The sequence below is a fragment of the Streptococcus sp. XMC genome, assembly GCF_021341835.1.
GTDB lineage: Bacteria > Bacillota > Bacilli > Lactobacillales > Streptococcaceae > Streptococcus.
In genome coordinates this window covers 63,676-88,701 of the sequence record NZ_JAJTNQ010000003.1, presented here as the reverse complement: position 1 = coordinate 88,701, position 25,026 = coordinate 63,676, and the positions used below count along the sequence as shown (strand labels likewise).

Here is a 25,026-nt window from a genome sequence, read left to right as displayed (position 1 = left end):
CGGTATGATTGAGTCGATGCCCCGTTCTCGACCGGTTATTATTGCAACTTATCGAATGCTAGAGCACTATGCCATCACTTTTTGGAAGAATACTTGGAGCAATTCTACGCAGAATGGAATGCGAAAAAGTGATAATTAAAGAGACGAAAAAGCTGAGAATATGATTTCCCAGCTTTTTTGAATGCGATAGAAATAGCAACTAGACTATTTACGAAAGGCCTCAATAATGTAGGTGAAGCCAGTAACTAAAACTGAAAAGGCAATGACATAAACGACAAAGACACCTGTAGCCACTGGATTGAACAGAATCACTAGACCTAGTAAAAATTCAAGCAAGGCTACCCACGTGATATTGCTACCAATAATAGGGAAAGTCAATCTTAGACGATTGCCTTTAAAGAAAGCAATAATGGCTTCTACAATTAACCAAATTCCTACAATGGTCGGAATGACGACCGGCAGGGTCACAAAGCCATAAGCAACGAGGTAAAGAGCTAAGAGAAGACTAACAAATCCTTGGAAAAGATAAACAGGTGAGCGAAGCTCTTTTGGTGCAGAGAAATAGCCTAAAATAGCTGCTATAGAAGAAACCAGTAAACCAAATGAAATCCACCAGCTGTAAGCAACAAGATTAGCTACTGGGTTTGTAAATAGGAAAAGTCCTAAAAGGACAAAAACAACTCCTGCAAGGAATAGCAGTAAACGATTAGAAAATTTCATTTCAATACCCCCTATATAGTATAGTTTTCTAATAAAACTATTATACTTATTTTTATAGAAAATGTCAATAAAATAAATAAACAATTTGGAAGTTTCAGTCTGACTTACAAAAAGAAAAGGAGTTTTCACTCCTTTTCACAGATTGAAGACAAAGTCCTTATAAAAGTGTCTTCTAAAGATTTTAACTTCAATCTGAAGCGAGGTTATCCTCGCTTTTTCTATTTATCAAACAATTCCTTATTTTCAATTAAGAGTTCTAGTGGAGATTTATCCCTTGCTACAATAAAACCAGGTTCATATTGGTTATGAAGTGTTCTTTTCTGAGAAGTTGGATCAATATACAACTCATCTCCATCTTCTGTGTATAGTTGGTTGCCTCTTGTTAGGTAAAGTAAATCCTCTAAGTACTGTCCATCAGTTTCTAGAAAATCTTCGATGTATTTGACAGCTTTTAAAATCTCACTTACTTTATCAGAGTATTCATTAGATTCAAGAACACTCTTTTCTAACTCAATCTCTTTACTAGTTCCAAAGAGTTGGGTTGGAGTTGCATTAAAATATTCTGCTATCTTATCCAAATTTGCAAAGGTAGGATAGCTTTTTTGTTTTTCGTAATCAGAGATGTCTGGAAAGATTGCTCATAAAAAAAATGTGGGGCAAATGATGGGGCAAATCAGTTATAGACAAGCAAAAAAGCCTTATAAATAAAGGCTTTTTCCTGTTGATTTAGATGCCCCCTACAGGGCTCGAACCTGTGACCCATAGATTAAGAGTCTACTGCTCTACCAACTGAGCTAAGGAGGCAAATAAAAAGCTGTATTGGTGCCGAAACTTCACGGTTTGTATTGAACCCGCGCAATTAAGCAGGTGGGCAACTCGCTCTAACTGAAGCTGTTTCCGTGTGAGACGGCCTACATGCTGTTAGAAGACTTTTGTTTCCCTAATAATACACAAAATAGTCGGTCAACACTTAAATGTAAAGTCGTACACCACAGCGTTTCTATGATTATATGATACCACTTTTTCAAAAAAAATCAAGGGAAAATTAAAAATTTTGAAAAGGATTTCATAAATTTCGTAATTTATCAATGGTTTCCTTGCGTTGAGCCAGGGCCCGTTCGTATTTTCCACTATCTTCTGGTGAGAAGTAGCTATGGTTGCGGATTTTTTCAGGCAAGTACTCTTGCTTGACCCAGTGGCCAGGATAATTATGTGGATAGAGATAATTTTGGGCGTTCCCTAGTTCCTTGCTACCGCTATAGTGACCATCTCGCAAGTGACGTGGAATTGGTAGGTGACCGGATGTTTTAAGGTCAGCCAGGGCCTTATCCATAGCCACGTAGGCTGAGTTAGACTTAGGTGAAAGTGCCAGATCAATGACGACATTGGCGATGAGGATGCGGGCTTCTGGGAAACCGATTCTTTGCGCAGCATCCAAAGCAGTTACGGTATGAATCTGAGCTTCGGGATTGGCTAAGCCAATATCTTCATAAGCAATCACAGTCAAACGACGAGCTAGGCTAGGAAGGTCACCAGCCTCTATCAAGCGAGCAGCATAGTGGAGACTAGCATCGACATCGGATCCACGGATGGATTTTTGCAGGGCAGATAGAACATCATAGTGTCCGTCTCCATCCTTGTCCATAGTGATGTAGCTTCTCTGAAGACTATTTTCCATGATGTCGAGCGTGATGTGACGGACACCGTCATCATTTTCTGGGGTGGAGAGAACTGCTAAATCAAGCGAATTAAAGGCAGAACGGAGATCTCCATTGGTAGATGTTGCGATAAAATCAAGGGCATCATCATCTAACTCAACTGGGAAATCAAAACCTCTTTCAGGGTCAATCAGGGCTATTTGAACGGCCTCTTTAACATCTTGGTTAGACAAGGGTTCCAACTCAAAAATCTGAGCACGGCTACGAATGGCTGGCGTGACAGAAAAGAAAGGATTTTCAGTCGTAGCGCCAATCATGATGACCAGACCACTTTCCAAGAGAGGTAAGAGGAAGTCTTGCTTGGTTTTATCTAGTCTATGAATCTCGTCTAGTAATAGGACGAGACCACCAGAGAATTTAGCCTCTTCCGCGATTTCTTGCAGTCGCTTTTTACTATCAACTGTCGCATTGAAAGTTCGAAAGGCATACTTAGTAGTCCCAGCGATGGCTGAAGCAATACTGGTCTTGCCGATTCCAGGAGGTCCATAAAGAATCATGGAGGACAGGCGGTTGGCTTCCACCATGCGACGGATGATTTTTCCTTGTCCGACCAGATGTTCCTGACCGATGACCTGATCGATGGTTTTAGGGCGCATGCGAAGTGCGAGATTGTCTGGCATAGCAGTCCTTTCTAACGTGGATTTTCTGATGTATATGTGGTAAGATGGTAGTATCTATTTTAGCATATTTCCGAGCAATCGGGGCGATTAAAGAGTCGCATAGAAAGAGGACAAAATGGCAACATACGGATTTTTAGATGTTTTAGAGGAAGAGTTGGAGAAGAATTTTCCTTTTGACTTTGAGATTAGTTGGGATAAGCGCAACCACGCGGTTGAAGTGAGTTTTTTGTTAGAAGCGCAAAATGCTGCAGGCGTGGAGATGGTGGATGAAGACGGAGAGGTTTCATCAGAAGATATCCTCTTTGAAGAAGCAGTGCTTTTTTACAATCCTGCTAAATCAACAGTCAATGAGGAAGACTATTTGACTGTCATCCCTTACTTGCCTAAAAAAGGATTTTCCCGCGAATTCTTAGCTTATTTTGCGCTATTCCTCAAAGATACTGCCGAGGTTGGACTAGATGCCCTCATGGACTTTTTGGAAGACCCAGAAGCAGAAGAATTCGTCATGGAATGGAACCAAGAAGTCTTTGAAGAAGGAAAAGTCGGCTTGGAAGAGGGAGAGTTTTATCCTTATCCGAGATACTAGGAGTTGGTTGGAGATTTTATGAAGAAAATTGGTATTTATTTGGTTTATGTGCTAGCTGTTGTCTTTATTATGCTGGCTTTTGCTTGTGGAACCATCGCATTTGCAGAGCTGGGGTATTCCGCAGTTTTAGTCTTTACTTTTGGTTATGCCTTCGCTCTTCTAAGCATGTATTTAATCTTTATTCTTCATGAGCTGGGACATGCTTTTTGTGGCTACTTGACAGGCTATCGGCTGGTGGCTTTTGGATTAGGACATTTTATTTTGACCAAAAAGTCAGGCAAGTTTCGTCTTAGTAGAACAGCCATTATGAAAAATGTTGGTGCTCAATACATTGGTTTAAAAGAGGATGAAAGCGATCAAAGCATCATCCTGATGCTTTCAGGAGGCTTGATGGTTCATCTCAGCTTGATATTATTGGCGATAGTGTTTGGGTTTTTGACAAGAAGCTGGTATTTTGCAGGGACTTGGATTTTTCTTAATTTGTCTTTCTTCCTAAATAACATTTTGCCAGTCGGCATCACCGATGGAGCAAAAATTTGGGAATTGCTACAACACCCTGAAAATACGAAATACGCCTACCTGATGTTGAGGCATTCTGCCCAGACCTTGCTAGCTCCTCAAGAATATGATTTAAAAGACTTTATCATGCCTGTTGATGAGGAGGTGAGAGGGAGTTTTGCAGAAAGTGTTCAGACTCTTCAGGGGTTGGTATTCATATTGGATGATAATATAGAACTTGCAAAGCAACAGTTTCAGTCTGTGTTAGATAAAACAGACAATCCAATGTCTAAAACTAGTTCTCAATTATACCTTCTTCAAGTTGCTCTGATGGAAGGAGATAATAAGAAGGCGGAAGAATATGCAAGTATTCGAGGAGTCAAATCCTTTTTATCTCTAAAAACAGCAGATATGCAGGTCATTCAAGCTTGGTATCAATTTAAGGTAAAGAAAGATGTAGTTCAAACTCACAAGGCTATGAAGATTGCTAGACAGAAAATGAATAGCAGTCGGATGTTACGGGATGAGAAAAGCTATTATCAAAACTGGTTAGCTGAGCTGGAAAAGGAATTAACCGAAGGAGTCTAATATGGAAATAGAACTTACTGATTTCCAAGGTTGCAAGATTGCCTTATTTTGTGGTGATAAGCTACTGGTCATCTTGCGTGATGATAAGGAAAATATCCCTTGGCCCAATATGTGGGAGTTGCCGGGTGGTGGACGCGAAGGTAATGAAAGTCCTTTTGAGTGCGCGGCGCGTGAAGTTTATGAAGAACTGGGAATTCATCTGACAGAGGATTGTCTGCTTTGGGCGAAGGTTTATCCAAGTATGCTTTTTGCAGAGAAGCAATCCGTATTTCTAGTTGGCAAGTTGACACAGGAGCAGTTTGATAGTATCATCTTTGGCAACGAAGGACAGGGCTATCAGCTGATGAATGTGGAGGAGTTTCTTGGCTCAGATAAGGTTGTACCTCAGTTACAAGAGAGATTAAAAGATTATTTAAAAGTAAGTGATTAGAAAGGATGGTTCAGTTAAATTTATAAACTGAACCTGCCCTAAACACAGTGCCAAAAAGATAAACTTCTCTTAGACACAAGCGTCTTCAGAGAATTTCCTATTTTGGCTTTGTGTTTTACGGGCTTGGTATCTTAATGATGGAAACATGGCAAGAGTTAAAAGTTACAGTGAAGCGTGAGGGCGAGGAGCTGGTCTCCAATCTCTTGATTGAGTTAGGTGCCCAAGGTGTTGCGATTGAAGATAGCATGGACTATGTGGGAAATGTGGATCGTTTTGGTGAAATTTTCCCAGAGGTGGAGCAGCAAGAAGAAATCGTAGTGACCGCCTATTACCCTGATACGGTTGATGTAGCAGTTGTTGAGGCGGATTTGCAGTCTCGCCTGGCAGAATTGACAGACTTTATGGATTTGGGTGAGGTCAAGATGGGGACGACTGCCTTGGCTGAGGAAGACTGGGCTGACAACTGGAAGAAATACTATGAACCAGCTCGCATCACTCATGATTTGACCATAGTTCCCTCTTGGACAGACTATGAGGCGACTGCTGGGGAAAAGATTATTAAGCTGGATCCTGGTATGGCTTTTGGGACTGGAACCCATCCAACCACTAAGATGAGCCTTTTTGCTTTGGAGCAGGTCCTTCGTGGTGGGGAAAGAGTGCTGGATGTGGGGACTGGATCAGGCGTCCTCTCTATTGCTAGCTCGCTTCTAGGTGCCAAGGAAATTTTCGCCTACGACCTGGATGATGTGGCAGTTCGTGTTGCTCAGGAAAATATTGAGCTCAACCCTGGTATGGAAAACATTCATGTAGCAGCAGGAGACTTGCTTAAGGGAGTTGAGATTGAGGCAGATGTGATTGTGGCTAATATCTTGGCGGATATCCTTATTCATTTGACGGATGATGCTTACCGCTTGGTCAAGGATGAAGGCTACCTCATCATGAGTGGCATTATCAAGGACAAGTGGGACATGGTGCGCGAGTCGGCTGAGTCAGCTGGATTTTTCCTCGAAACTCACATGGTTCAAGGGGAATGGAATGCCTGTGTCTTTAAGAAAACCAAGGATATTTCCGGTGTGATTGGAGGCTAGCATGCAGCAGTATTTTGTCAAGGGGAGTGCAGTCTCTCCTGTCACCATCGAGGACAAGGAAACCAGCAAGCATATGTTTCAGGTTATGCGCTTGAAAGAAGATGATGAGGTGACCTTAGTCTTTGATGATGGTATCAAGCGTTTGGCGCGCGTCTTGGATGTTGAAAATCGTCAGTTTGAGTTGGTTGAAAAGTTAGCTGACAACGTGGAATTACCAATCCAGGTGACCATCGCATCTGGCTTTCCCAAGGGCGACAAGCTCGAGTTTATCACTCAAAAAGTAACTGAACTGGGCGCCAGCCAGATTTGGTCCTTCCCTGCCGATTGGTCGGTCGCCAAATGGGATGGCAAGAAATTGGGTAAAAAGATTGAAAAACTAGAAAAAATTGCCCTTGGAGCAGCAGAACAAAGCAAGCGTAATCTAGTACCAAGTGTCACACTTTTCGAGAAAAAATCAGACTTTCTAGCTCAACTGGACCAATTTGACTCTATCGTAGTGGCTTATGAAGAGTCGGCCAAAGAAGGAGAAGCCGCTGCGCTTTTACAAGCAGTTAATGGACTCGAGAAGGGAGCCAAATTGCTCTTTATCTTTGGTCCAGAAGGTGGTCTGTCACCTGCAGAAATCGAAAGTTTTGAAGCTAAGGGAGCAGTCTTGGCAGGTCTTGGTCCTCGTATTTTGCGAGCAGAAACAGCCCCACTCTACGCTCTTAGCGCAGTGAGTGTTATCACAGAATTAATGAAAAACGCGTGAAGTTTATCTTCACGCGTTATTTTTTAGAGTAGGAAAGAATTAGTTTTCTTCTTTCTTACGAGATGGGAGAAGGAAACCAAGTCCTGTCATCACCAATCCGACAAGGGCCATGATAGAAGCTCGTTGGCCAGTTTCTGGCAGGCTTTCTGCTTTGACTACAGATTTAGTAGGTGCAGGCAGTGTGATGGTTTGTTGGTTATGGGCAAGGGTGATGATTTCATCTTGTGCTTGGTTTGTTTGGTTAGATACCAAGTTAGCTGGATTGTTTTGATCTGCTGGAGTCGTTTTAGGTTCCACATAAACAAAGCGGAATTCTCCGAATCCTTCTTGATTGGATGGTTCAAGATAGACGATATCTCCGTCTTTACCAACCAGATCCTTAGCTTTGTCAGCAGTTAAGAAGCGGACGTCTGCATCCTTGATACTGCTTGTAAAGCGCCAGTTACCGTCTGCACTTGGGTTGATGTTCTTTTCTTCCAAGATGTAGTTGATGATAGCTTGGCGGTTTTCCAATCCAAGAAGTTGATTCAAGCTAGCATCGCGAACGCCTGGGAATTTTCCGTTTGCCCGGTAGTTATTGGTCACAACGATAAATTCTTGATCTGCAGTGACTTCCTTACCTTGGTATTTCAAGTTGCGCACACGGCTAGCGTCTGGGTTAACCGTTTTTCCTTCGCGGTCGTATTTATTTGGTTGGGTTACGTCGAACTCATAGGTCACCCCGTCGATAACGTCAAAGTTGTAGGTCCGGTAGCTAGGGTTGACAAGCTGTTGAGGCTCTTTGCTGGTTGGGTCGATCGTGTTGAATTGTCCAGCAGACATTTCCAACCATTCCTTAAGTTGCGCACCAGTCACCTTGAGGATGGCAGTGACATTATCGTAGAGATAAAGGTCAGCAACGTTCTTGATGGCGATTGGGCCAGCTGGGATATCTGTGTAGGCAGTAGCATCTCCACGGGTACCTGCCTTAAATGGCGCTGCAGCAGAGAGGATCGGAAGGTTGGCTTCCGGAGTTCCTGCCAACTCTTTCTTAGCGTACCATGTTTGTGCGTTGTTCACGATTTGGACAGATGGATCGTCTTTCACAAGGGCAAAGTAGCTGGTGATTGGAGCAGAAGTAGTTCCGACTTGTTGGCGGACATATTTGACTGTACCTTCGTGGGCTTCTTTCGCGATAGCGGTGATGCGCTCGTCGGCTGTTTGTGATTTGGTGTCGATCTTGCGGATGGCAGCCTTGCTTCCGACTACTGACCATTTGCCATCTGTGTAGCGAAGGTTCAGGTCGATGACTCCGAGGTGGTCGCCGTATTTTCCAGCCATGGTAACCGGTGTTCCGTTGATTTTACCGTTTACGCCGTCAACGCCAGCATATTTTTCGTAGAAGCCAGTTCCATTTCCGCTTGGGAATTCTGCGTGTGAGTGACCTGTTACGACAGCGTCAACACCTGGGAGGCTAGCGATTTGGTAGCCTTCGTTTTCTTCACCTTTTTCGTACTTGTCATCTCCGATACCAGAGTGAGAAAGAACGAGGACGACGTCAGCTCCAGCTTTGCGCATTTCTGGGATGATAGCTTGGACGGCTTCGACGGAGTCATTGACTTTGACCTTGCCTTCGAGATTGGCCTTGTCCCAGCTCAGAATCTGTGGAGGAACGATTCCTGTTACCCCGATATTGACATCGACTGAACGACCGTTTTTGTCGGTATAGGTCTTTTTGATGATCTTGTAGGGATCATAGACAAAAGCGCCAGTTTTTGCATCTACGACGTTGGCATTGACGATTGGCATACCAGCGGTTGCGATGACCTTTTTGAGGTAGTCTAGTCCATAGTTGAATTCATGGTTTCCAAGGGTTCCTGCATCAAAGCCCAATTTTTGAAGAGCTGTATACATCGGGTGTTGTTCACCATCTTTAATAGGATTAACGATGGCCTTGTAGGTACCAAGAGGAGTTCCTTGGATAGTATCTCCGTTATCAACGAGGAGGACGTTGCTGTTTTCTTTTTTCGCATCTTCGATCAAGACAGCTGTTTTTGCCAGACCAACGTTTTGCGCTGGTTTGTCCTGGTAGTAGTCGTAGTTGACCAAGTTGGTATGAAGGTCCGTTGTCGCAAGGATGCGGACGTCGACTTCTTGCCCCTCAACTGGAGTGTTCGCTTTTGCGTCACTGGCACTATTTTGAGGTGCAGCTGGAGTCGCTTCGGTTACTGTAGTAGTGGCTTCTCCGCTAGCAGTCGGAGTGTTATTGCTAGTGGATGCTTCAGTGCTAGTCGCAGGAGATGCAGGAGTTGCGGCCTCTGTGACAGCAGCTGCTGACGAATCAGTTGCGCTTGAGCTTGTCGCTTCATCTGCTTGGGCAGTCGTCGTCGCCAAGAAAGCAGCAGCAAGGCTGAATAGGGCAGCCTGTTTACGGAATGGTGACATGGTTGTCCTCCTAAATAAAATGATGTCTTTCTATTATATCTTATTTTGTTCAGAATGTATTCGTTTTCGTAGGATTTCTATATGGTAAATGGATAAAATTTCCTCTAAATGCCGAAAGAAAGCCTAAAAACCGAAGAAAAATTTTTTTAAGTTCGGGAATTGTACTTCTTATTTTTGGGAATCGAGCCCTTTCTCGGAAAGTCAATCGGACTAGTTTTCATATAGGGCTAAAAGTGATAGAATAGAAGGCAAGAAAGTGGAGAAAACTAGATGCCGAAAGAAGAACCTTTAACAGGGGGCCAGGTTATTGCCCTTACAAAAAAATACTTGTCGGGAGAGGATGTTGCATTTGTAGAAAAAGCTCTCCTTTATGCGGTCGACTGTCATAGTGGGCAATTCCGTAAATCAGGTGAACCTTATATCATCCACCCTATTCAAGTTGCCGGCATTTTGGCAAAATTGAAGTTGGATGCTGTGACGGTTGCCTGTGGTTTTTTGCACGACGTTGTCGAGGATACAGATGCGACCTTAGATGATTTAGAACGCGAATTTGGACATGATGTTCGAGTGATTGTTGACGGAGTGACCAAGCTCGGGAAGGTCAAATACAAGTCCCATGAAGAGCAGTTGGCAGAGAACCATCGCAAGATGCTCATGGCCATGTCTCAAGACATCCGTGTCATCTTGGTCAAGTTAGCAGACCGTTTGCACAACATGCGGACTTTGAAACATTTACGCAAGGATAAGCAAGAGCGGATTTCTCAGGAAACCATGGAAATTTATGCACCACTGGCTCACCGTCTCGGGATTTCCAGTGTCAAGTGGGAGTTGGAAGATCTATCCTTCCGTTATCTGAACGAAGTCGAGTTTTACAAGATTTCCCATATGATGAAGGAGAAGCGTCGCGAGCGGGAAGCCTTGGTAGAAGAAGTTGTCCAAAAGATCGAGTCCTATGCGGCAGAACGCCACCTCTATGGGAAAATCTATGGTCGTCCTAAGCATATCTACTCCATCTACCGCAAGATGCAGGATAAGAAGAAGCGCTTTGATGAAATCTATGATTTGATTGCCATTCGCTGTATCCTAGAATCACCAAGTGACGTCTATGCCATGCTGGGCTATATCCACGAGTTGTGGAAGCCTATGCCAGGCCGTTTCAAGGACTACATCGCCAATCGCAAGGCCAATGGTTACCAGTCCATCCATACCACTGTTTACGGACCAAAAGGTCCCATCGAGTTCCAGATCCGTACCAAGGAAATGCACGAGGTTGCTGAGTACGGGGTTGCGGCACACTGGGCTTATAAGAAAGGAATCAAGGGCCAAGTCAATAGCAAAGAATCGGCTATTGGGATGAACTGGATCAAGGAGATGATGGAACTCCAAGATCAGGCGGATGATGCCAAAGAATTTGTAGATACGGTCAAAGAAAACTATCTAGCCGAAGAGATTTATGTCTTTACCCCAGATGGAGCGGTTCGTTCTCTTCCAAAGGATTCTGGACCGATTGACTTTGCCTATGAGATTCATACCAAGATCGGGGAAAAAGCGACTGGTGCCAAGGTTAATGGCCGTATGGTTCCTTTGACTACCAAGCTGAAAACGGGTGACCAGGTTGAAATCACCACCAATCCAAATTCATTTGGACCAAGTCGTGACTGGCTCAATATCGTCAAGACCAGCAAGGCCCGCAATAAGATCCGCCAATTCTTTAAGAACCAAGACAAGGAACTCTCGATCAACCGTGGACGAGAGTTGCTCATGGCCCAATTCCATGAGCATGATATGATTGCCAACAAGTTCATGGATAAGAAGCACATGGACAAGGTCTTGCAAAAGACCAGCTACAAGACCGAAGAGGCCTTGTTTGCGGCCATCGGTTTTGGAGAAATCGGAGCCATCTCTGTCTTTAATCGTTTGACGGAGGAAGAGCGTCGAGAAGAGGAAAAGGCCAAGGCGCGTGCAGAAGCTGAAGAACTGGTCAAAGGTGGCGAAGTCAAGGTTGAAAACAAAAAAGACACCCTCAAGGTCCGCCATGAAGGTGGCGTGGTCATCCAAGGGGCTTCTGGTCTCTTGATCCGGATTGCTAAGTGTTGCAATCCCGTCCCAGGAGATACAATTGTCGGTTACATTACCAAAGGACGTGGGGTTGCCATTCACCGTCAAGACTGTATGAACCTGCGGGCCCAAGACAACTACGAGCAACGCTTGATCGACGTCGAGTGGGAAGACAATAACACGACCAAGGATTACATCGCCCATATCGATATCTACGGCCTCAACCGTGCAGGCTTTCTCAATGATGTCCTTCAAGTCCTCTCCAACACGGCTAAGATGATCTCAACTGTCAATGCCCAACCAACCAAAGATATGAAATTTGCCAATATCCACATTTCCTTCGGGATTCCAAACCTGTCTATGTTGACAACGGTTGTGGATAAGATTAAGAGTGTGCCGGAGGTGTACTCTGTTAAGCGTACCAACGGCTAGTCGGCTGCTCAGTTATCTTTTATTGCTTCGTTAGCTCGCCTCGCCGTACTCCAGTACTGTCTTCGTCTCGCTGCCTTGCCCTAAAAGCAACTGAACAGCCTTTGGTTTTCGGATAGTCTGCCTGCTTTTCATCGCCTTGTTTGAAGTCGATGTTCTTTGAAGCTTAGTGGTGAGCCCAATAGATTGTATAATAGGATAATAAGATGAAATTAGTAATTCAACGGGTCAAAAGGGCCTCGGTTTCTATTGATGGTCAAGTTTATAGTCAGATTCAAGAAGGACTTCTTCTCTTGGTGGGAGTGGGTCCGGATGATGACCAAAAGGACCTGGAATACGCAGTACGAAAGGTCACGCAAATGCGAATTTTCTCGGATGAAGAAGGGAAGATGAACTTATCTGTTAAGGATATTCAAGGAGAAATCCTCTCGATTTCTCAATTTACCCTCTTTGCCCAGACAAAAAAAGGCAATCGTCCAGCCTTTATTGGGGCAGCCAATCCAGAGATGGCTAGCCAGCTCTATGATGATTTTAATGATTTGTTAGAAAAGGAAGTCCCTGTCAAACGAGGGGTCTTCGCTGCAGATATGGCAATTGAACTCATCAATGATGGCCCAGTGACCATCATCCTCGATACGAAAAATCCATAAAAAAACAAGCCCTTGATTAAAAGGCATGTTTGAATGTAGACAAATTACTTTTTACTTAGGATAGCTGGATAATTTTTCAAAAAAATTCTTATATTACTCTGGATTGTCAAAGTAAATCCGAAACTTTCCGCTGTGAGAAAAATGCTTGAAACATTGTTGTTTCAAGCATTCGGGAGTTTTGAAACCTTAGGTTCAAAACTAAGTCATGGAACTTCGTAGAAGTTCGCTGACGTCCGTACTCACCTAAGGAAAGTTTCTAGGAATACTATTTCTTCAATCTGACATGCCCTTTATCAAAGGGCATGTTTTTCTATGTAAAGTTGTTGGGCAATCAGATGATTGATTTGGATGTCTTGGTCTTTGATCTGGAGATGATAGAGGCCGGTGTAATCATCATAGCCTTTGAAGAGAATGACATCTCCAATGGTCAGCTGGATCTGGTCTAAAAAATTCAGCAATTCAAAGCTATCCTGGACTCTTCGCAAACGATAGGTTCCCGGTTCGCTGACATCACTCAAACGGTCCTGGTAAGCCTCGATGAGAAGTTTTCCTTTGGGTGGAATGGTTCCTCCATGGGGGCAGGTTTTAGGAGTGTCTAACATCTGGTCAAGTTTATCGATAAAGCGGTCGGAGACAGTATGTTCGAGCACTTCAGCCTCTTCATGGACTTCTTCAGTCGTATAGCCCAGTTTTTTGAGCAAGAACACTTCAATCAAGCGGTGCTTGCGAAAGAGATCGGAAACCGTTTGGAGGCCGAGCTTGGTTAGCAGATAGCCGTGGGTCTTGTCCTTGATGAGGAGATTCTCCGAGATCATTCGCTTGACCATCTCAGTCACGGCTGGAGGCGAAACCTGCATCCGGGCCGCAATCTCTTTGTTACTAATTTTTTCATGTTGCGTGCCGATTTCATAGATGCACTTGAGGTAATCTTCTTTATTTGGTGTCATAGGGTCCTCTTTTCTTCGCTCCTTCTAGTATATCAAAAAAAGCGCAAAATGGCTTGGCCAGTGGATAGGAATTGTCTGGGAGGGCGAAAGATGATAGTATAGAAGCATAAACCGAAAACAATATGGAAAGGAGGGGGCAGATGAAGCGACGGGAATTAGAAAAACTGGGCTGGACGACCAGAGGTCTCAGCTACTTAGAAAAACGACTGCAGTCTTGCGAAGATGAAGCAAGAAGGCAAGACTGTTACCGCTCTGTCTTTGTCTTTGCCAGCCCTCTTTTCCAAGAGATGTGGCAGAGAGAACTGCAAGGATTGACGGCAGGTCGTGCCCAGGCCCTCTTAAAAGGGGTTATGCATCTCTGTCTCATGCCACGGGATTTATCGGGAACCTGTGAGGAGACCGCCTTCTTACTGAAGCGGTTCTGGCCAGATTGTCCCCCTCATTCACCTTTTTGGTCTTCTTTTTCAAGAGTGGTCCAAGTAGCTTTTGCTCTGGATTCATTAGCCAGCAAAGCAGGAGATCAGCTCTTAAAACGCCAGATCCACCAGTTCCGCTATCTGCTCTCTGCCTACCAGACCCAGTGGATTCGGGAGCATTATGCCAAAACTGGACAGACTGATGAAGAGGCGCTACAAGCTTACTTACAGGAGACAAAAGGAATTAAGATTGATGCCTATGAGGCGGCTCGTCTTCACAATAAGGTCTATGTGGATCAAAACGGCCAGCTCGCCTTCCCATCGCGTGCTCAGGCCCAGTTGAATTTTAAGGTCTTGCTCAACTTTCATACTGAGTATATCCTGGATCAGGGTGGCCAGTTTCTCAACGAAGTGGACCCGAATCAGATTTCTGAAAATGGCATTGTCAATGGAGCCAGTTTCAACTATGGTTTAGCCAGAGGCCGGACTCATAAGGACTTGGATATCGATCCCGTCAAATCGTGGGATCCACCTTTTCGTAAGAAGGTCCTCTATCAGCAAGGTGTTCGCTATCTAGCTCCGAAGAATGATCGTGGAGAGCAGGGCTATTGGAGCCGGAAGGGAACCTTTGCACAAGGAGGCAAGAGCTACAAGCAACAGGTAGCAAAGCGTGTGCGGAGTTTCCTCAGAGGCATCCCACGCTTACGCTGGCGAGTCCTCCTTCAGAATGGACTCCATCGGTTTTTATAGTAGTCCTCTTTCGGATTGAAGAAAAAGGACTCTTAGAAATTCTCTTAAGGAAAGTCTCTGAACGAATTTTGTAGATATAAAAAAGAGGTCGTAGACCTCTTTTTTATTTAATCAAGTGCTTTGACGGCTTCGATTGCCGCGTCGTAATTGGGTTCGCTGTTGATGTTGTCTAGGTATTCGACGTAAGTGACCTTGTTGTCCGCATCTAGGACCAAGACAGCGCGTGCGAGCAAATGCCATTCATTGATCAAGAGGCCATAGGCTTTTCCGAAGGAATGGTCGAAGTAGTCTGAGAGCATGATGGCATTTTCGATCCCTTCAGCAGCACACCATTTACCTTGAGCGAAAGGAAGGTCGACGGAAACCGTCAAGACCACAGTGTCCTCCATGTCAGAGAGGGCCTGGTTGAAGTGACGTGTTTGGGTGGAACAGATACCTGTGTCAATAGATGGGATCACGCTGAGGACTTTTTTCTTCCCAGCAAAATCAGCCAAAGATTTTTTCTCTAAGTTTGGTGTAGTCAGTGAAAAGTCATGAGCAGTATCGCCAACTTGAAGTTGAGATCCGGTAAAGGTAACAGGGTTTCCTAAAAATGTTGTCATAGCAAAGACTCCTTTTTTCTTTTCATTGTACATTAATGAAGGGGGAAGAGCCACTGATTTGTTTGAGAATCTAATCAGTTTGGAATCTTATTTGTTCAAACCTTCTGCGATTTTCTCCAAATTCCATTTCATCATGCTGTAGTAGCTGTCGCCTTCTTCGCCTTCTTTGGCGATCGAGTCAGTAAAGATCTTTGCAAAGATAGGGATATTGCTATCCTTAGACACAGTTTTCATAGGACGCTCATCGACACTGGATTCGACAAAGAGGGACGGTACTTTGGTTTGACGCAATTTCTCTAGCAGCGTTTTGATTTGTTCAGGTGTCCCTTCTTCTTCAGTGTTGATTTCCCAGATATAGGCAGATGGGACGCCGTAGGCTTTGGAGAAGTACTTGAAGCAACCCTCACTGGTTACGATCATCTTCTTCTCTGCTGGGATGTTATTGAATGCTTGCTTGGCTTCTTGATCCAGCTTGCTCAGTTTTTCAGTATAGGCTGCTAGATTTTTTTCGTAGAAGTCCTTATTTTTTGGATCTTTGGCGATCAATTGTTTAGCAATGTTTTTAGCATAGATGATCCCGTTTTCGAGATTGAGCCAAGCGTGAGGGTCTTCTTTTCCAGCTTGGTTTTGGCCTTCTAGGTAGATGACCTCTACGCCATCGCTGGCAGCGAAATAGTCCTTGTTTTCTACTTTATTAGCATTTTTGACCAACTTGGTAAACCAAGCATTGCCACCCGTTTCGAGGTTGATGCCGTTGTAGAAGATGAGGTCTGCTTGTGAAGTTTTTTTGACATCTTCTGGGAGTGGTTCGTATTCATGGGGATCTTGGCCGACAGGGACAATACTGTGTAGCTCGATTTTATCTCCAGCGATATTTTTTGTCATATCTGCGAGGATGGAGTTGGTGGTGACCACTTTCAATTTATCGGATGAGGACTTGGAAGAAGAGTCTTTGCTACAAGCCAGTAAACCAAATAAGAGAGCCACAAAGAGGGCTAAGACGGAAGTTAGTTTTTTCATTTTTTTCTCCTTTATGAGATTAATCTTAGTACGAAGGGGAATGTCTGTTCTTTCTCTGCTTGGGAGCGATAAAGAAGCTAATGAGAAAGAAGACGGCAGAAGTGATGACAATACAAGATCCGACAGCGATGTTGAAGCTATAACCAATAAAAAGTCCTAGGATGGATGCAAGAGCACCTAATCCGGATGAAAGGAGCATCATGGACCAGAGGCTATTGGCATAGAGATAGGCCGTCGCAGCAGGTGTGATGAGCATGGCGACGATGAGAATGGTCCCGACACTCTGCATAGCAGTGACAGAAACCAAGGTCAAGAGCACCATGAGAAGGTAGTGATAGACCTTGACCCGAACGCCCATGGATTGAGCGAGGACAGGGTCGAAGGAAGTAAGTAGCAAGGGTCGAAAGAGCAGGCAAATCGCCAGTAAGACAGCCACACCAATACCAATGGTCATCCACATATCCTGGTCTTGCACGGCCAAGATATTCCCAAAGAGGATGTGGAAGAGGTCAGTGGAACTTTTAGCGACTCCAATCAAGATGACCCCTAAGGCGAGGAAAGAAGAAAAGGTAATCCCAATCGCAGTGTCGCTCTTGATGATGGAGTTGCTCTTGATATAGGTGATCAGGATGGAAGCTAAGAGGCCAAAGATGATGGCGCCAATAAAAAAGTTGATACCTAAGATAAAGGACAAAGCCACCCCTGGAAGGACTGCGTGCGAAATAGCGTCCCCCATGAGAGACAAGCCTCGCAGAATGATGAAACATCCGACCGCACCGGCGACGATCCCGATGGCAATAGCTGTAATGAGAGCGTTTTGGAGGAAATGAAATTGTTGTAATCCATCGATAAATTCTGCAATCATCTGATTTCACCTCCTATAAAGAGTTCATGCCCGTAGGCTGCATGCAGATTCTCTTTGGTAAAGGTTTCCTCTGTTTTCCCAAAAGCAATCAGTTTGCGATGAAGGAGGAGGACTTGGTCAAAGTAAGCTGGAACCTTGCTGAGATCGTGATGGACGATCAGGATGGTCTTGCCTTCCTTTTTCAGGGTTTGGAGTGTCTGCATGATGATGTCCTCGCTAACAGAGTCAATTCCAGCGAAGGGCTCATCCAAAAAGATGACATCTGCTTCTTGGACCAAGCAGCGGGCGATTAGGACCCGTTGGAATTGCCCTCCCGAGAGTTGGCCAATCTGGCGATCCGCGAGATCAAGGAGATTGACAAGTTTTAAGGCATCTTCCACCTTTTGGAGATCCTCTTTGCTTTTTCGCTTGAAGATAGAAAGATGGGGGTAGAGGCCCAGTGAGACACACTCTCGCACTGTGATGGGGAAGTGGAAATCAATAGCTGTCTTTTGTTCGACGTAGGCCACTCGTTGAAGAACTTGGTCGAGATCTTTTTGATCGAGTAGGACTTTTCCCGAATGAGGGAGAAGTCCTAGCATAGCCTTGATCAAGGTTGATTTTCCAGCTCCGTTGGGTCCAAGAATTCCTAGGATGGTTGGACCCTGGATGGTGAGAGAAAGATTCTCCAAGGCCAGTGTTTGCTGGTAAGCAACACTTAGATGTTCAATTTGAATCATGATTTTTCTCCTTTACCATTAATATACATAAATTAAAAAATTAAGTCAAGTTAATTTTTTTAAATAATTTAGATTAACTCACTTGTAATCATTGAAAAATAGACCTATTTTTGATAAGGTTATTACAAAAGATTGAAAGTGAGAAGATCATGGTACGTTTACAAGATGATTTTTATGATTACGTCAACGGGAAATGGGCTGAGACAGCTGTGATTCCAGATGACAAACCGTCAACCGGTGGTTTTATGGACTTGATCCAAGAGATCGAAAACTTGATGTTGGATATTACCGGAAAATGGCAACGAGGAGAAGAGCTGCCAGAAGACAGTATTCTCCAAAACTTTGTCAAATACCACAAGATGGTGGCAGATTTTGATGCGCGAGAAGCAGCTGGTGTGGCTCCAGCTATGCCCTTGATCAATGAAATCAAGGCCTTGTCTTCTTTTGAAGACTATACCAGTAAGTTGGGGACCTATGAGCTAGCTGGCAAACCAAATCTCATGCCATTTAGCGTGTCACCAGACTTTATGAATGCCCAAATGAATGTCTTGTGGGGAGAAGCACTCGGTTTGATCTTGCCTGATACGACCTACTATGAAGAAGGCAATGAAAAAGGCCCAGAGTTATTGGCTGTTTGGCGTCAAATGGTTGAAAAGCTCTTGGCAAAATTTGATTTCTCAGAGGAAGAAATCAAAGATATCCTGGATAAGGTGATTGCGGCCGATGCAGAATTGGCCAAATATGTCTTGTCAAACGAAGAAAAATCCGAGTACAACAAACTCTACCATCCTTATGAGTGGGCAGATTTCAAGGCCTTGGTTCCAGAATTGCCACTCGATACCTTCTTTACAGAAGTGATCGGGCAAACGCCAGATACTATCATTGTTCCAGAAGAGCGCTTCTGGAAGGAATTTGCGCCAAAATTCTACTCAGCAGCCAACTGGGAAACCCTTCATGCCAAGTTGAAACTCAGTGCAGCTCTTTCTTGGACGTCTTTCTTGACTGAAGAAATCCGTGTCTTATCTGGTGAGTATAGCCGTACGATTACAGGGACACCAGAAGCACGTCCGAAAGAAAAAGCCGCTCTGGCCTTGGCGGAAGGGCCTTATAGCCAAGCGCTTGGACTCTGGTATGCGGGCGAAAAATTCTCACCAGAAGCGAAAGCAGACGTAGAGCATAAAGTAGCGACCATGATTGAGGTTTACAAGGATCGCTTAGAAAAAGCGGATTGGCTCGCTCCTGAAACTCGTGAAAAAGCCATTGTCAAGCTCAATGTCATCACACCACATATCGGCTACCCTGAAAAATTACCAGAAACGTATGCCAAAAAGATCATCGACGAGAGCAAGACCTTGGTGGAAAATGCTCAAAAATTGGCTCAAATTTCCATTGCCCATACTTGGAGCAAGTGGAACCAACCAGTCGATCGGAGTGAGTGGCACATGCCAGCTAATATGGTCAATGCTTACTATGATCCGCAACAAAACCAAATCGTTTTCCCAGCAGCGATCTTACAGGCGCCTTTCTATGACCTTCACCAATCGTCATCAGCTAACTACGGCGGAATCGGTGCGGTCATTGCCCATGAAATCTCCCACGCCTTTGACACCAATGGAGCATCCTTTGACGAGCACGGTAGTTTGAAAGATTGGTGGAAGCCAGAAGATTACGAAGCCTTTACTGCTCGCACGCAAAAGGTCATCGATCAGTTCGAAGGCCAAGACTCTTACGGTGCTAAGATCAACGGGAAATTGACCGTTTCTGAAAATGTGGCAGACCTCGGAGGAATTGCCGCAGCCCTTGAAGCCGCTAAGAAAGAAGCAGACTTCTCCGCAGAAGAATTCTTTACCAACTTTGCTCGCATCTGGCGCATGAAAGCTCGACCAGAGTACATGCAACTCCTCGCAAGTGTTGACGTGCACGCACCAGGAAAACTCCGTACCAATGTCCAATTGCCAAACTTTGATGAATTCTTTGAAACCTTTGATGTCAAAGAAGGCGATGGCATGTGGCGAAAACCAGAAGACCGCGTGATCATTTGGTAATGTAAGATAGGAGAGACGATTCGGTTTACCGAAACTTCCTGCAGAAAAATAGGAAATCAATGCCGCATTCCATGAATGCCAATTGATTTATCTTTTTTCCAAAGGAAGTAGTCTTGACTTCAGTTAAGCAATTTATTGATTTTTCTTGACGATGTGGGCCATGCCCACAAGTCAATCTCTCTTTTTCTCGACGCTCGTGAAAGAATAAAAAATCCCCAAAGTCAAGTTTCAAGCGACTGAAACTAGCTTTGGGGATTTTTGAATAGATTAGAAATAGCAGTGGATGTCATGATCTAAAAAAATTTGCTGGTAGTCATATAAATCTTCTGGATGCAGAGCTTTTATTCCTTCCAGTTCATAGCGACGTCCTAAAAGTTTGTATTTGTTTTCTCCAAACTGGTGAAATGGGAGAAGTTGTACTTCATCGATGTTAAGCGAATTAAAAAGAGAAGCAAATTCTTCAGCATCGTTTAGCGAGTCATTGAAATTAGGAATGACTGGAATACGTAAAACGATTGTTTTGTTTTGAGCAAAGGCGTAATGGATATTTTTAATAATCAGATGATTGTTAACACCAACGACTTTCTTATGTTTAAGTGTATTATAATGTTTAAGATCTGTATAAATAAAATCAACATACTGAATGAGATCGACAAATTTCTCATGTTCAACAAAAGCTGTCGTTTCGATTGCAGTATGAAGTCCAACTTCTTTCGCAGCTTTTAAGATAGCTTTGGCAAATTCAAATTGAGCGAAGATTTCTCCACCGGATAGGGTGAGGCCACCGCCAGATTCTTCATAGAAGTCAATGTCTTTTAATACATCATCTATGATTTCTGTAACTGTTTTTTCTTCTCCTGTGATGGTTTCCTTTTTAGTAACAGCATCCAACATTTTTTCAGGATTTGCACGTTGGGATTCGGGATTGGAGCACCATGGACAACGCAAGGGACATCCTTTTAGAAATACAGTAGTTCGGATGCCAGGGCCATCATGGATACTAAAGTGTTGGATATTAAAGATAATGCCGCTTTTTTGTTCCATATTCTGCTCTCCTATCAATCTAGTAAGTCTATTATATATTATTTAAGAAACTATTTCAATTACGAACGAAAGTTTATTTTGTTTTGTTTTCCCTAGAAAATTTGCTAAAATAGAGAAGAGGTAAAAACAATGCAACGTTTAGATGAAATATTGAAATTAGTATCGGAGTTTGAAAAGATTGATGTTAATAGCTTGTCGGAGAAATTACAAGTCTCTAAAGTGACCATTCGAAAGGATTTGGACAAGCTAGAGTCAAAAGGATTATTGCATAGAGAGCATGGTTATGCTGTATTAAATAGTGGAGATGATATCAATGTTCGATTGTCCTTTCAATATGATACGAAGAAAAGAATAGCTAGGGAGGCTGCTAAATTAATTAAGGATAACGACACGGTTTTGATTGAATCGGGTTCTACTTGTGCCTTGCTAGCGGAAGAAATTTGCCAAACAAAAAAGAATGTTAAGATTGTGACAAATTCTTATTTTATTGCGGATTATATTCAGGGATATGATTCCTGTAAAATCATCCTACTTGGTGGTGAATTTCAAAAAGAATCTAGAGTGACTGTAGGTCCTCTTCTGAAAGAGTTGATTCGCTCGTTTAGAGTTCCCTTTGCTTTTGTGGGGGTTGACGGATATGATGATGAACTTGGCTTTACTGGGAAAGATATGATGCGGAGTGAAGTTGTTCAAGCTATGTCTGATGTTTCTAAAGAAGTGGTTGTCTTGACAGATTCAAGTAAATTTGAGAAATGTGGGACTGTCAGACGATTTGCACTTTCGCAAGTTTCTAGAGTGATAACAGATAAGAGTATATCTCAAGAAGCAAAGGAAAAACTTGAGGATTCACAAACGATTTTAACCTTAGTATAAGAAGGAGAAGCCAATTGAAAGATGAACGGAAAAAGTTACTTGCGAAATTAGCCTATCTATACTATGTTGAAGACAAAAGTCAATCACAAATCGCAGCAGAAACTGGAATCTACCGTACAACTGTTAGCAGAATGCTAGCGGAGGCTAAAAAAGAGGGAGTTGTAAAAATTGAAATTGAAAATTTTGATACTCGCCTCTTCAATTTAGAAAATTATATCAAACAAAAATATAGCCTAAAAGCTATTGAGATTATACCAAATTTAGTAGATGAGCCTCGAGAAAGTCTTGAAAAACGACTGGCACAGGCAAGTGCAGTTATGCTTCGTAATTTGATTGAAGATGGAATGACAGTTGGATTTTCATGGGGGAAGTCTCTCAGATTAATGGTAGAACAAGTTGGAACTAAACGCTTGGATGGTGTTCAATTTTATCCTTTAGCTGGAGGTCCCAGTCATATTCATGCTCGCTACCATGTCAATACACTAATCTACAGTATGGCAAGTAAATTTCATGGAGAATGTCATTTTATTAACGCAAGTGTGATTCAAGAAAATTGTGACTTAACGGAAGGAATCCTGTCCTCAAAGTATTTCGAGGACTTAAAAGATAGTTGGCGTTGCTTAGATGTTGCAGCTGTAGGGATTGGAGGGTATGCAGATAGTAAGAATCCTCAGTGGTTTGATATGCTAACAACAAATGATTTTAAGAAATTGGAGTCAGAACATGCTGTAGGAGAAGTATGCTGTCGTTTCTTTGATCAAGAAGGAACTCCAGTTTATCCTGAATTACAGGAAAGAACAATCTCTATCACATTGGAGGAATTGAGAAAGGTTCCAAACACTGTATCTTTGGCGTATGGAGATCAAAAAGCAAAAGCAATTTTATCTGTTTTGAAAGCCAACTACATCAATCATTTAGTCACAGATGAAGCGACTATCCTAAAGGTTTTAGAATTAGATGGTGATCAGCAATTTACAAAAAAATAGGACGGCAAGGATGCAGTCCTTATTTTTTTGAGGCAAATAGCACAAATGTGCAAAACTTAAAAACAATAAACAAATGTTGCGATTTTTATTGACCGGCAAAAATATAAATGGTATATTGACTGTAGAAAAAGCGCTTTCATTAGATTGACAAAGGAGTGTAGTGCACATGGAAATAATTGTTGCAGACCAAATTATTATGGGATTGATTTTAAATGCAGGTGATGCCAAACAGCATATTTACCAAGCTTTATCATATGCTAAAGAGGGAGATTTCACCTCTTCTGAAGATGAAATTGCAAAAGCAGATGTAGCATTGCTAGAAGCGCATAACTTGCAAACAAAATTTTTAGCCCAGGAAGCAGGTGGGACAAAGACAGAGATTACAGCTTTGTTTGTGCACTCACAAGATCACTTAATGACTTCAATCACAGAGATTAACTTGATCAAAGAAATGATTGACTTACGTAAAGAACTTTCAGCGAAACAATAAGGAGGAAAAAGAAGATGAAAATTGGATTGTTTTGTGCGGCAGGATTTTCAACAGGAATGTTGGTAAATAATATGAAGGTGGCGGCTCAGGAATTAGGTATTGATGCTGAAATTGATGCCTATTCTCAAGCGAAATTGGCAGATTTTGCCCCTGAAATCGATGTCGCTTTGTTGGGCCCTCAAGTAGCTTATACTTTGGATAAATCAAAAGCGATTTGTGAGGCAAACCACATCCCTATTGCTGTCATTCCTATGGCAGATTATGGAATGCTAGATGGTAAGAAAGTATTAAACCTAGCCCTAGAATTGCTAGGAGAAAAGTAAGGAGGCTTCCCATGTCTAATTTTAATTCTCAGAAAATTATCGCTCCAATCATGCGTTTTGTAAACATGAAAGGTATTATTGCTCTTAAAGATGGGATGTTAGCGATCCTTCCATTAACGGTAGTTGGTAGTTTGTTTCTGATTATTGGGCAATTACCATTTGAAGGCCTTAACCAGGCTATTGCTAGTGTATTTGGCGATACATGGACAGAGCCATTTATGCAAGTTTATTCAGGAACATTCGCCATTATGGGCTTAATTTCTTGCTTCTCCATTGGGTATTCTTATGCTAAAAACAGTGGAGTAGAACCCTTGCCAGCGGGAGTTTTGTCCCTGTCTTCATTCTTTATCTTGTTAAAATCTTCTTATGTACCAGCTAAGGGAGAACCGATTGGCGATGCCATTGCAAAAGTATGGTTTGGTGGTCAAGGGATTATCGGTGCCATTATTATTGGTCTGGTAGTTGGTGCAATTTATACAGTGTTTATCCAAAAACATATTGTTATAAAAATGCCAGAACAAGTACCTCAAGCTATTGCCAAACAATTTGAAGCGATGATTCCTGCTTTCGTGATTTTCTTACTATCAATGATTGTGTACATCGTATCAAAAGTAGTGACAAACGGCGGTACCTTCATTGAAATGATTTATGATGTCATTCAGGTTCCTTTACAAGGTTTAACAGGATCACTTTACGGAGCGATTGGGATTGCCTTCTTTATTTCATTCCTATGGTGGTTTGGTGTGCATGGACAATCAGTTGTCAACGGTGTAGTAACAGCTTTATTACTTTCCAACCTAGATGCCAATAAATCCATGTTGGCAGCTGGAAAGCTATCTGTTGAAAATGGTGCACACATTGTCACCCAACAATTTTTAGATAGTTTCCTTATTTTGTCTGGATCAGGTATAACCTTTGGGTTGGTTGTTGCCATGTTATTTGCTGCTAAATCAAAACAGTATAAGGCACTCGGAAAAGTTGCAGCTTTTCCTGCAATCTTCAATGTTAATGAGCCGGTCGTATTCGGTTTCCCAATAGTAATGAACCCAGTGATGTTCCTTCCATTCATTATCGTTCCAATTTTAGCAGCGATAATTGTTTATACTTCAATTGTTATTGGATTTATGCACCCATTCTCAGGTGTGACCCTTCCTTGGAGTACACCAGCCATTATTTCTGGATTTATGGTTGGAGGTTGGCAAGGTGCTTTCGTTCAAGTGCTTGTTCTTGTGACCTCGACCGTCGTATATTTCCCATTCTTCAAATTCCAAGATAATCTTGCCTATAACAATGAATTACAAGCTGAAAAATAGTGCCTTTATCAGGAATGCACAGATGTGCGACTAGAATAGAATTTATATGTATAATTCATAATTCATTGAAATT

The 25,026-nt window shown here is 42.9% G+C and carries 24 protein-coding genes and 1 tRNA gene; 14 read left to right on the top strand and 11 right to left on the bottom strand.

Annotation, left to right across the window (positions count from 1 at the left end):
• Window positions 1-204 precede the first annotated feature (204 nt).
• The 4 genes from LXO72_RS06930 to LXO72_RS06915 form a co-directional block, all read right to left on the bottom strand.
• Window positions 205-720, bottom strand: a complete 516-nt coding sequence (locus LXO72_RS06930; protein ID WP_023022109.1) for an HdeD family acid-resistance protein — start codon at window positions 718-720, stop codon at window positions 205-207.
• Window positions 721-938: 218 nt separating this feature from the next.
• A complete protein-coding gene (locus LXO72_RS06925) occupies window positions 939-1,355 on the bottom strand; it encodes a helix-turn-helix domain-containing protein (RefSeq protein WP_233331986.1) in 417 nt (138 codons plus the stop codon).
• Between the two features lie 96 nt (window positions 1,356-1,451).
• Window positions 1,452-1,524 (bottom strand) — tRNA-Lys (locus tag LXO72_RS06920).
• 262 nt (window positions 1,525-1,786) lie between these two features.
• A complete protein-coding gene (locus LXO72_RS06915) occupies window positions 1,787-3,058 on the bottom strand; it encodes a replication-associated recombination protein A (protein ID WP_233331913.1) in 1,272 nt (423 codons plus the stop codon).
• A 115-nt stretch (window positions 3,059-3,173) separates the two neighbouring features.
• Here LXO72_RS06915 and LXO72_RS06910 point away from each other — a divergent pair, with 115 nt between their 5' ends.
• The 5 genes from LXO72_RS06910 (at window position 3,174) to LXO72_RS06890 (ending at window position 6,999) form a co-directional block, all read left to right on the top strand.
• Window positions 3,174-3,644, top strand: a complete 471-nt coding sequence (locus tag LXO72_RS06910; protein ID WP_000257127.1) for a DUF3013 family protein — start codon at window positions 3,174-3,176, stop codon at window positions 3,642-3,644.
• A gap of 18 nt (window positions 3,645-3,662) precedes the next feature.
• A complete protein-coding gene (locus tag LXO72_RS06905; RefSeq protein WP_233331912.1) occupies window positions 3,663-4,730 on the top strand; it encodes a M50 family metallopeptidase in 1,068 nt (355 codons plus the stop codon).
• Between the two features lies 1 nt (window position 4,731).
• Window positions 4,732-5,160 (top strand): NUDIX hydrolase, encoded by a 429-nt coding sequence (locus LXO72_RS06900; RefSeq protein ID WP_233331911.1) that lies wholly within the window; start codon window positions 4,732-4,734, stop codon window positions 5,158-5,160.
• 137 nt (window positions 5,161-5,297) lie between these two features.
• Window positions 5,298-6,248, top strand: coding sequence for a 50S ribosomal protein L11 methyltransferase (prmA, locus tag LXO72_RS06895; RefSeq protein WP_233331985.1), 951 nt, complete (start codon window positions 5,298-5,300; stop codon window positions 6,246-6,248).
• A 1-nt stretch (window position 6,249) separates the two neighbouring features.
• Window positions 6,250-6,999 carry a 16S rRNA (uracil(1498)-N(3))-methyltransferase gene (locus LXO72_RS06890; RefSeq protein ID WP_233331910.1) on the top strand — a complete coding sequence of 250 codons (750 nt, stop codon included), beginning with the start codon at window positions 6,250-6,252 and terminating at the stop codon, window positions 6,997-6,999.
• A 39-nt stretch (window positions 7,000-7,038) separates the two neighbouring features.
• On the opposite strand, the gene LXO72_RS06885 is transcribed toward LXO72_RS06890, so the two are convergent.
• A complete protein-coding gene (locus tag LXO72_RS06885) occupies window positions 7,039-9,423 on the bottom strand; it encodes a bifunctional 2',3'-cyclic-nucleotide 2'-phosphodiesterase/3'-nucleotidase (RefSeq protein WP_233331909.1) in 2,385 nt (794 codons plus the stop codon).
• Window positions 9,424-9,693: 270 nt separating this feature from the next.
• On the opposite strand from LXO72_RS06885, the gene LXO72_RS06880 reads away from it, so the two are divergent.
• Together LXO72_RS06880 and dtd are read left to right on the top strand one after the other, a co-directional pair.
• A complete protein-coding gene (locus tag LXO72_RS06880) occupies window positions 9,694-11,913 on the top strand; it encodes a RelA/SpoT family protein (protein WP_233331908.1) in 2,220 nt (739 codons plus the stop codon).
• 203 nt (window positions 11,914-12,116) lie between these two features.
• Window positions 12,117-12,560 (top strand): D-aminoacyl-tRNA deacylase, encoded by a 444-nt coding sequence (gene dtd, locus LXO72_RS06875; protein ID WP_023027608.1) that lies wholly within the window; start codon window positions 12,117-12,119, stop codon window positions 12,558-12,560.
• A gap of 293 nt (window positions 12,561-12,853) precedes the next feature.
• On the opposite strand, the gene LXO72_RS06870 is transcribed toward dtd, so the two are convergent.
• Complete coding sequence (locus tag LXO72_RS06870; RefSeq protein WP_023027609.1) at window positions 12,854-13,507, bottom strand: metal-dependent transcriptional regulator; 654 nt, start codon at window positions 13,505-13,507, stop codon at window positions 12,854-12,856.
• A 140-nt stretch (window positions 13,508-13,647) separates the two neighbouring features.
• On the opposite strand from LXO72_RS06870, the gene LXO72_RS06865 reads away from it, so the two are divergent.
• Complete coding sequence (locus LXO72_RS06865) at window positions 13,648-14,673, top strand: DUF3114 domain-containing protein (protein WP_048788739.1); 1,026 nt, start codon at window positions 13,648-13,650, stop codon at window positions 14,671-14,673.
• A 107-nt stretch (window positions 14,674-14,780) separates the two neighbouring features.
• On the opposite strand, the gene tpx is transcribed toward LXO72_RS06865, so the two are convergent.
• The 4 genes from tpx to LXO72_RS06845 form a co-directional block, all read right to left on the bottom strand.
• Window positions 14,781-15,275 carry a thiol peroxidase gene (gene tpx, locus LXO72_RS06860; protein WP_040802778.1) on the bottom strand — a complete coding sequence of 165 codons (495 nt, stop codon included), beginning with the start codon at window positions 15,273-15,275 and terminating at the stop codon, window positions 14,781-14,783.
• Between the two features lie 87 nt (window positions 15,276-15,362).
• Window positions 15,363-16,295 carry a metal ABC transporter substrate-binding protein gene (locus LXO72_RS06855; RefSeq protein WP_048788740.1) on the bottom strand — a complete coding sequence of 311 codons (933 nt, stop codon included), beginning with the start codon at window positions 16,293-16,295 and terminating at the stop codon, window positions 15,363-15,365.
• 25 nt (window positions 16,296-16,320) lie between these two features.
• Window positions 16,321-17,160: a metal ABC transporter permease gene (locus LXO72_RS06850; RefSeq protein WP_009732123.1), complete on the bottom strand. Its 840-nt coding sequence runs from the start codon at window positions 17,158-17,160 to the stop codon at window positions 16,321-16,323.
• Complete coding sequence (locus LXO72_RS06845) at window positions 17,157-17,879, bottom strand: metal ABC transporter ATP-binding protein (protein WP_048788741.1); 723 nt, start codon at window positions 17,877-17,879, stop codon at window positions 17,157-17,159. Before LXO72_RS06845 ends, LXO72_RS06850 begins: the two co-directional genes overlap by 4 nt.
• A 149-nt stretch (window positions 17,880-18,028) precedes the next feature.
• Here LXO72_RS06845 and LXO72_RS06840 point away from each other — a divergent pair, with 149 nt between their 5' ends.
• Entirely contained in the window at window positions 18,029-19,924 is a 1,896-nt protein-coding gene (locus LXO72_RS06840) for a M13 family metallopeptidase (protein WP_195324310.1), read from the top strand.
• Window positions 19,925-20,191: 267 nt separating this feature from the next.
• On the opposite strand, the gene LXO72_RS06835 is transcribed toward LXO72_RS06840, so the two are convergent.
• Complete coding sequence (locus tag LXO72_RS06835) at window positions 20,192-20,968, bottom strand: glycyl-radical enzyme activating protein (RefSeq protein ID WP_123159804.1); 777 nt, start codon at window positions 20,966-20,968, stop codon at window positions 20,192-20,194.
• A 129-nt stretch (window positions 20,969-21,097) separates the two neighbouring features.
• Between LXO72_RS06835 and LXO72_RS06830 the strand changes: the two genes are divergently transcribed.
• The 5 genes from LXO72_RS06830 to LXO72_RS06810 all read left to right on the top strand — a co-directional run bounded on the left by LXO72_RS06830 (window position 21,098) and on the right by LXO72_RS06810 (window position 24,953).
• Window positions 21,098-21,841, top strand: coding sequence for a DeoR/GlpR family DNA-binding transcription regulator (locus LXO72_RS06830; RefSeq protein WP_233331907.1), 744 nt, complete (start codon window positions 21,098-21,100; stop codon window positions 21,839-21,841).
• Between the two features lie 14 nt (window positions 21,842-21,855).
• The gene (locus LXO72_RS06825) at window positions 21,856-22,827 is read left to right on the top strand and encodes a sugar-binding transcriptional regulator (RefSeq protein WP_233331906.1); all 972 of its coding nucleotides are present in this window, start codon (window positions 21,856-21,858) and stop codon (window positions 22,825-22,827) included.
• A gap of 166 nt (window positions 22,828-22,993) precedes the next feature.
• A complete protein-coding gene (locus tag LXO72_RS06820) occupies window positions 22,994-23,317 on the top strand; it encodes a PTS lactose/cellobiose transporter subunit IIA (protein ID WP_123159801.1) in 324 nt (107 codons plus the stop codon).
• 14 nt (window positions 23,318-23,331) lie between these two features.
• Entirely contained in the window at window positions 23,332-23,640 is a 309-nt protein-coding gene (locus tag LXO72_RS06815; RefSeq protein ID WP_233331905.1) for a PTS sugar transporter subunit IIB, read from the top strand.
• Between the two features lie 11 nt (window positions 23,641-23,651).
• Window positions 23,652-24,953, top strand: a complete 1,302-nt coding sequence (locus tag LXO72_RS06810) for a PTS sugar transporter subunit IIC (protein ID WP_123159799.1) — start codon at window positions 23,652-23,654, stop codon at window positions 24,951-24,953.
• Window positions 24,954-25,026 lie beyond the last annotated feature (73 nt).

What these genes read in the sequence shown, in the direction of transcription:
- LXO72_RS06930 (WP_023022109.1), bottom strand. Translation starts at nt 720, where the DNA reads ATGAAATTTTCTAATCGTTTACTGCTATTCCTTGCAGGAGTTGTTTTT.
- LXO72_RS06915 (WP_233331913.1), bottom strand. Translation starts at nt 3,058, where the DNA reads ATGCCAGACAATCTCGCACTTCGCATGCGCCCTAAAACCATCGATCAG.
- LXO72_RS06910 (WP_000257127.1), top strand. Translation starts at nt 3,174, where the DNA reads ATGGCAACATACGGATTTTTAGATGTTTTAGAGGAAGAGTTGGAGAAG.
- LXO72_RS06905 (WP_233331912.1), top strand. Translation starts at nt 3,663, where the DNA reads ATGAAGAAAATTGGTATTTATTTGGTTTATGTGCTAGCTGTTGTCTTT.
- LXO72_RS06900 (WP_233331911.1), top strand. Translation starts at nt 4,732, where the DNA reads ATGGAAATAGAACTTACTGATTTCCAAGGTTGCAAGATTGCCTTATTT.
- prmA (WP_233331985.1), top strand. Translation starts at nt 5,298, where the DNA reads ATGGAAACATGGCAAGAGTTAAAAGTTACAGTGAAGCGTGAGGGCGAG.
- LXO72_RS06890 (WP_233331910.1), top strand. Translation starts at nt 6,250, where the DNA reads ATGCAGCAGTATTTTGTCAAGGGGAGTGCAGTCTCTCCTGTCACCATC.
- LXO72_RS06885 (WP_233331909.1), bottom strand. Translation starts at nt 9,423, where the DNA reads ATGTCACCATTCCGTAAACAGGCTGCCCTATTCAGCCTTGCTGCTGCT.
- LXO72_RS06880 (WP_233331908.1), top strand. Translation starts at nt 9,694, where the DNA reads ATGCCGAAAGAAGAACCTTTAACAGGGGGCCAGGTTATTGCCCTTACA.
- dtd (WP_023027608.1), top strand. Translation starts at nt 12,117, where the DNA reads ATGAAATTAGTAATTCAACGGGTCAAAAGGGCCTCGGTTTCTATTGAT.
- LXO72_RS06870 (WP_023027609.1), bottom strand. Translation starts at nt 13,507, where the DNA reads ATGACACCAAATAAAGAAGATTACCTCAAGTGCATCTATGAAATCGGC.
- LXO72_RS06865 (WP_048788739.1), top strand. Translation starts at nt 13,648, where the DNA reads ATGAAGCGACGGGAATTAGAAAAACTGGGCTGGACGACCAGAGGTCTC.
- tpx (WP_040802778.1), bottom strand. Translation starts at nt 15,275, where the DNA reads ATGACAACATTTTTAGGAAACCCTGTTACCTTTACCGGATCTCAACTT.
- LXO72_RS06855 (WP_048788740.1), bottom strand. Translation starts at nt 16,295, where the DNA reads ATGAAAAAACTAACTTCCGTCTTAGCCCTCTTTGTGGCTCTCTTATTT.
- LXO72_RS06850 (WP_009732123.1), bottom strand. Translation starts at nt 17,160, where the DNA reads ATGATTGCAGAATTTATCGATGGATTACAACAATTTCATTTCCTCCAA.
- LXO72_RS06845 (WP_048788741.1), bottom strand. Translation starts at nt 17,879, where the DNA reads ATGATTCAAATTGAACATCTAAGTGTTGCTTACCAGCAAACACTGGCC.
- LXO72_RS06840 (WP_195324310.1), top strand. Translation starts at nt 18,029, where the DNA reads ATGGTACGTTTACAAGATGATTTTTATGATTACGTCAACGGGAAATGG.
- LXO72_RS06835 (WP_123159804.1), bottom strand. Translation starts at nt 20,968, where the DNA reads ATGGAACAAAAAAGCGGCATTATCTTTAATATCCAACACTTTAGTATC.
- LXO72_RS06830 (WP_233331907.1), top strand. Translation starts at nt 21,098, where the DNA reads ATGCAACGTTTAGATGAAATATTGAAATTAGTATCGGAGTTTGAAAAG.
- LXO72_RS06820 (WP_123159801.1), top strand. Translation starts at nt 22,994, where the DNA reads ATGGAAATAATTGTTGCAGACCAAATTATTATGGGATTGATTTTAAAT.
- LXO72_RS06815 (WP_233331905.1), top strand. Translation starts at nt 23,332, where the DNA reads ATGAAAATTGGATTGTTTTGTGCGGCAGGATTTTCAACAGGAATGTTG.
- LXO72_RS06810 (WP_123159799.1), top strand. Translation starts at nt 23,652, where the DNA reads ATGTCTAATTTTAATTCTCAGAAAATTATCGCTCCAATCATGCGTTTT.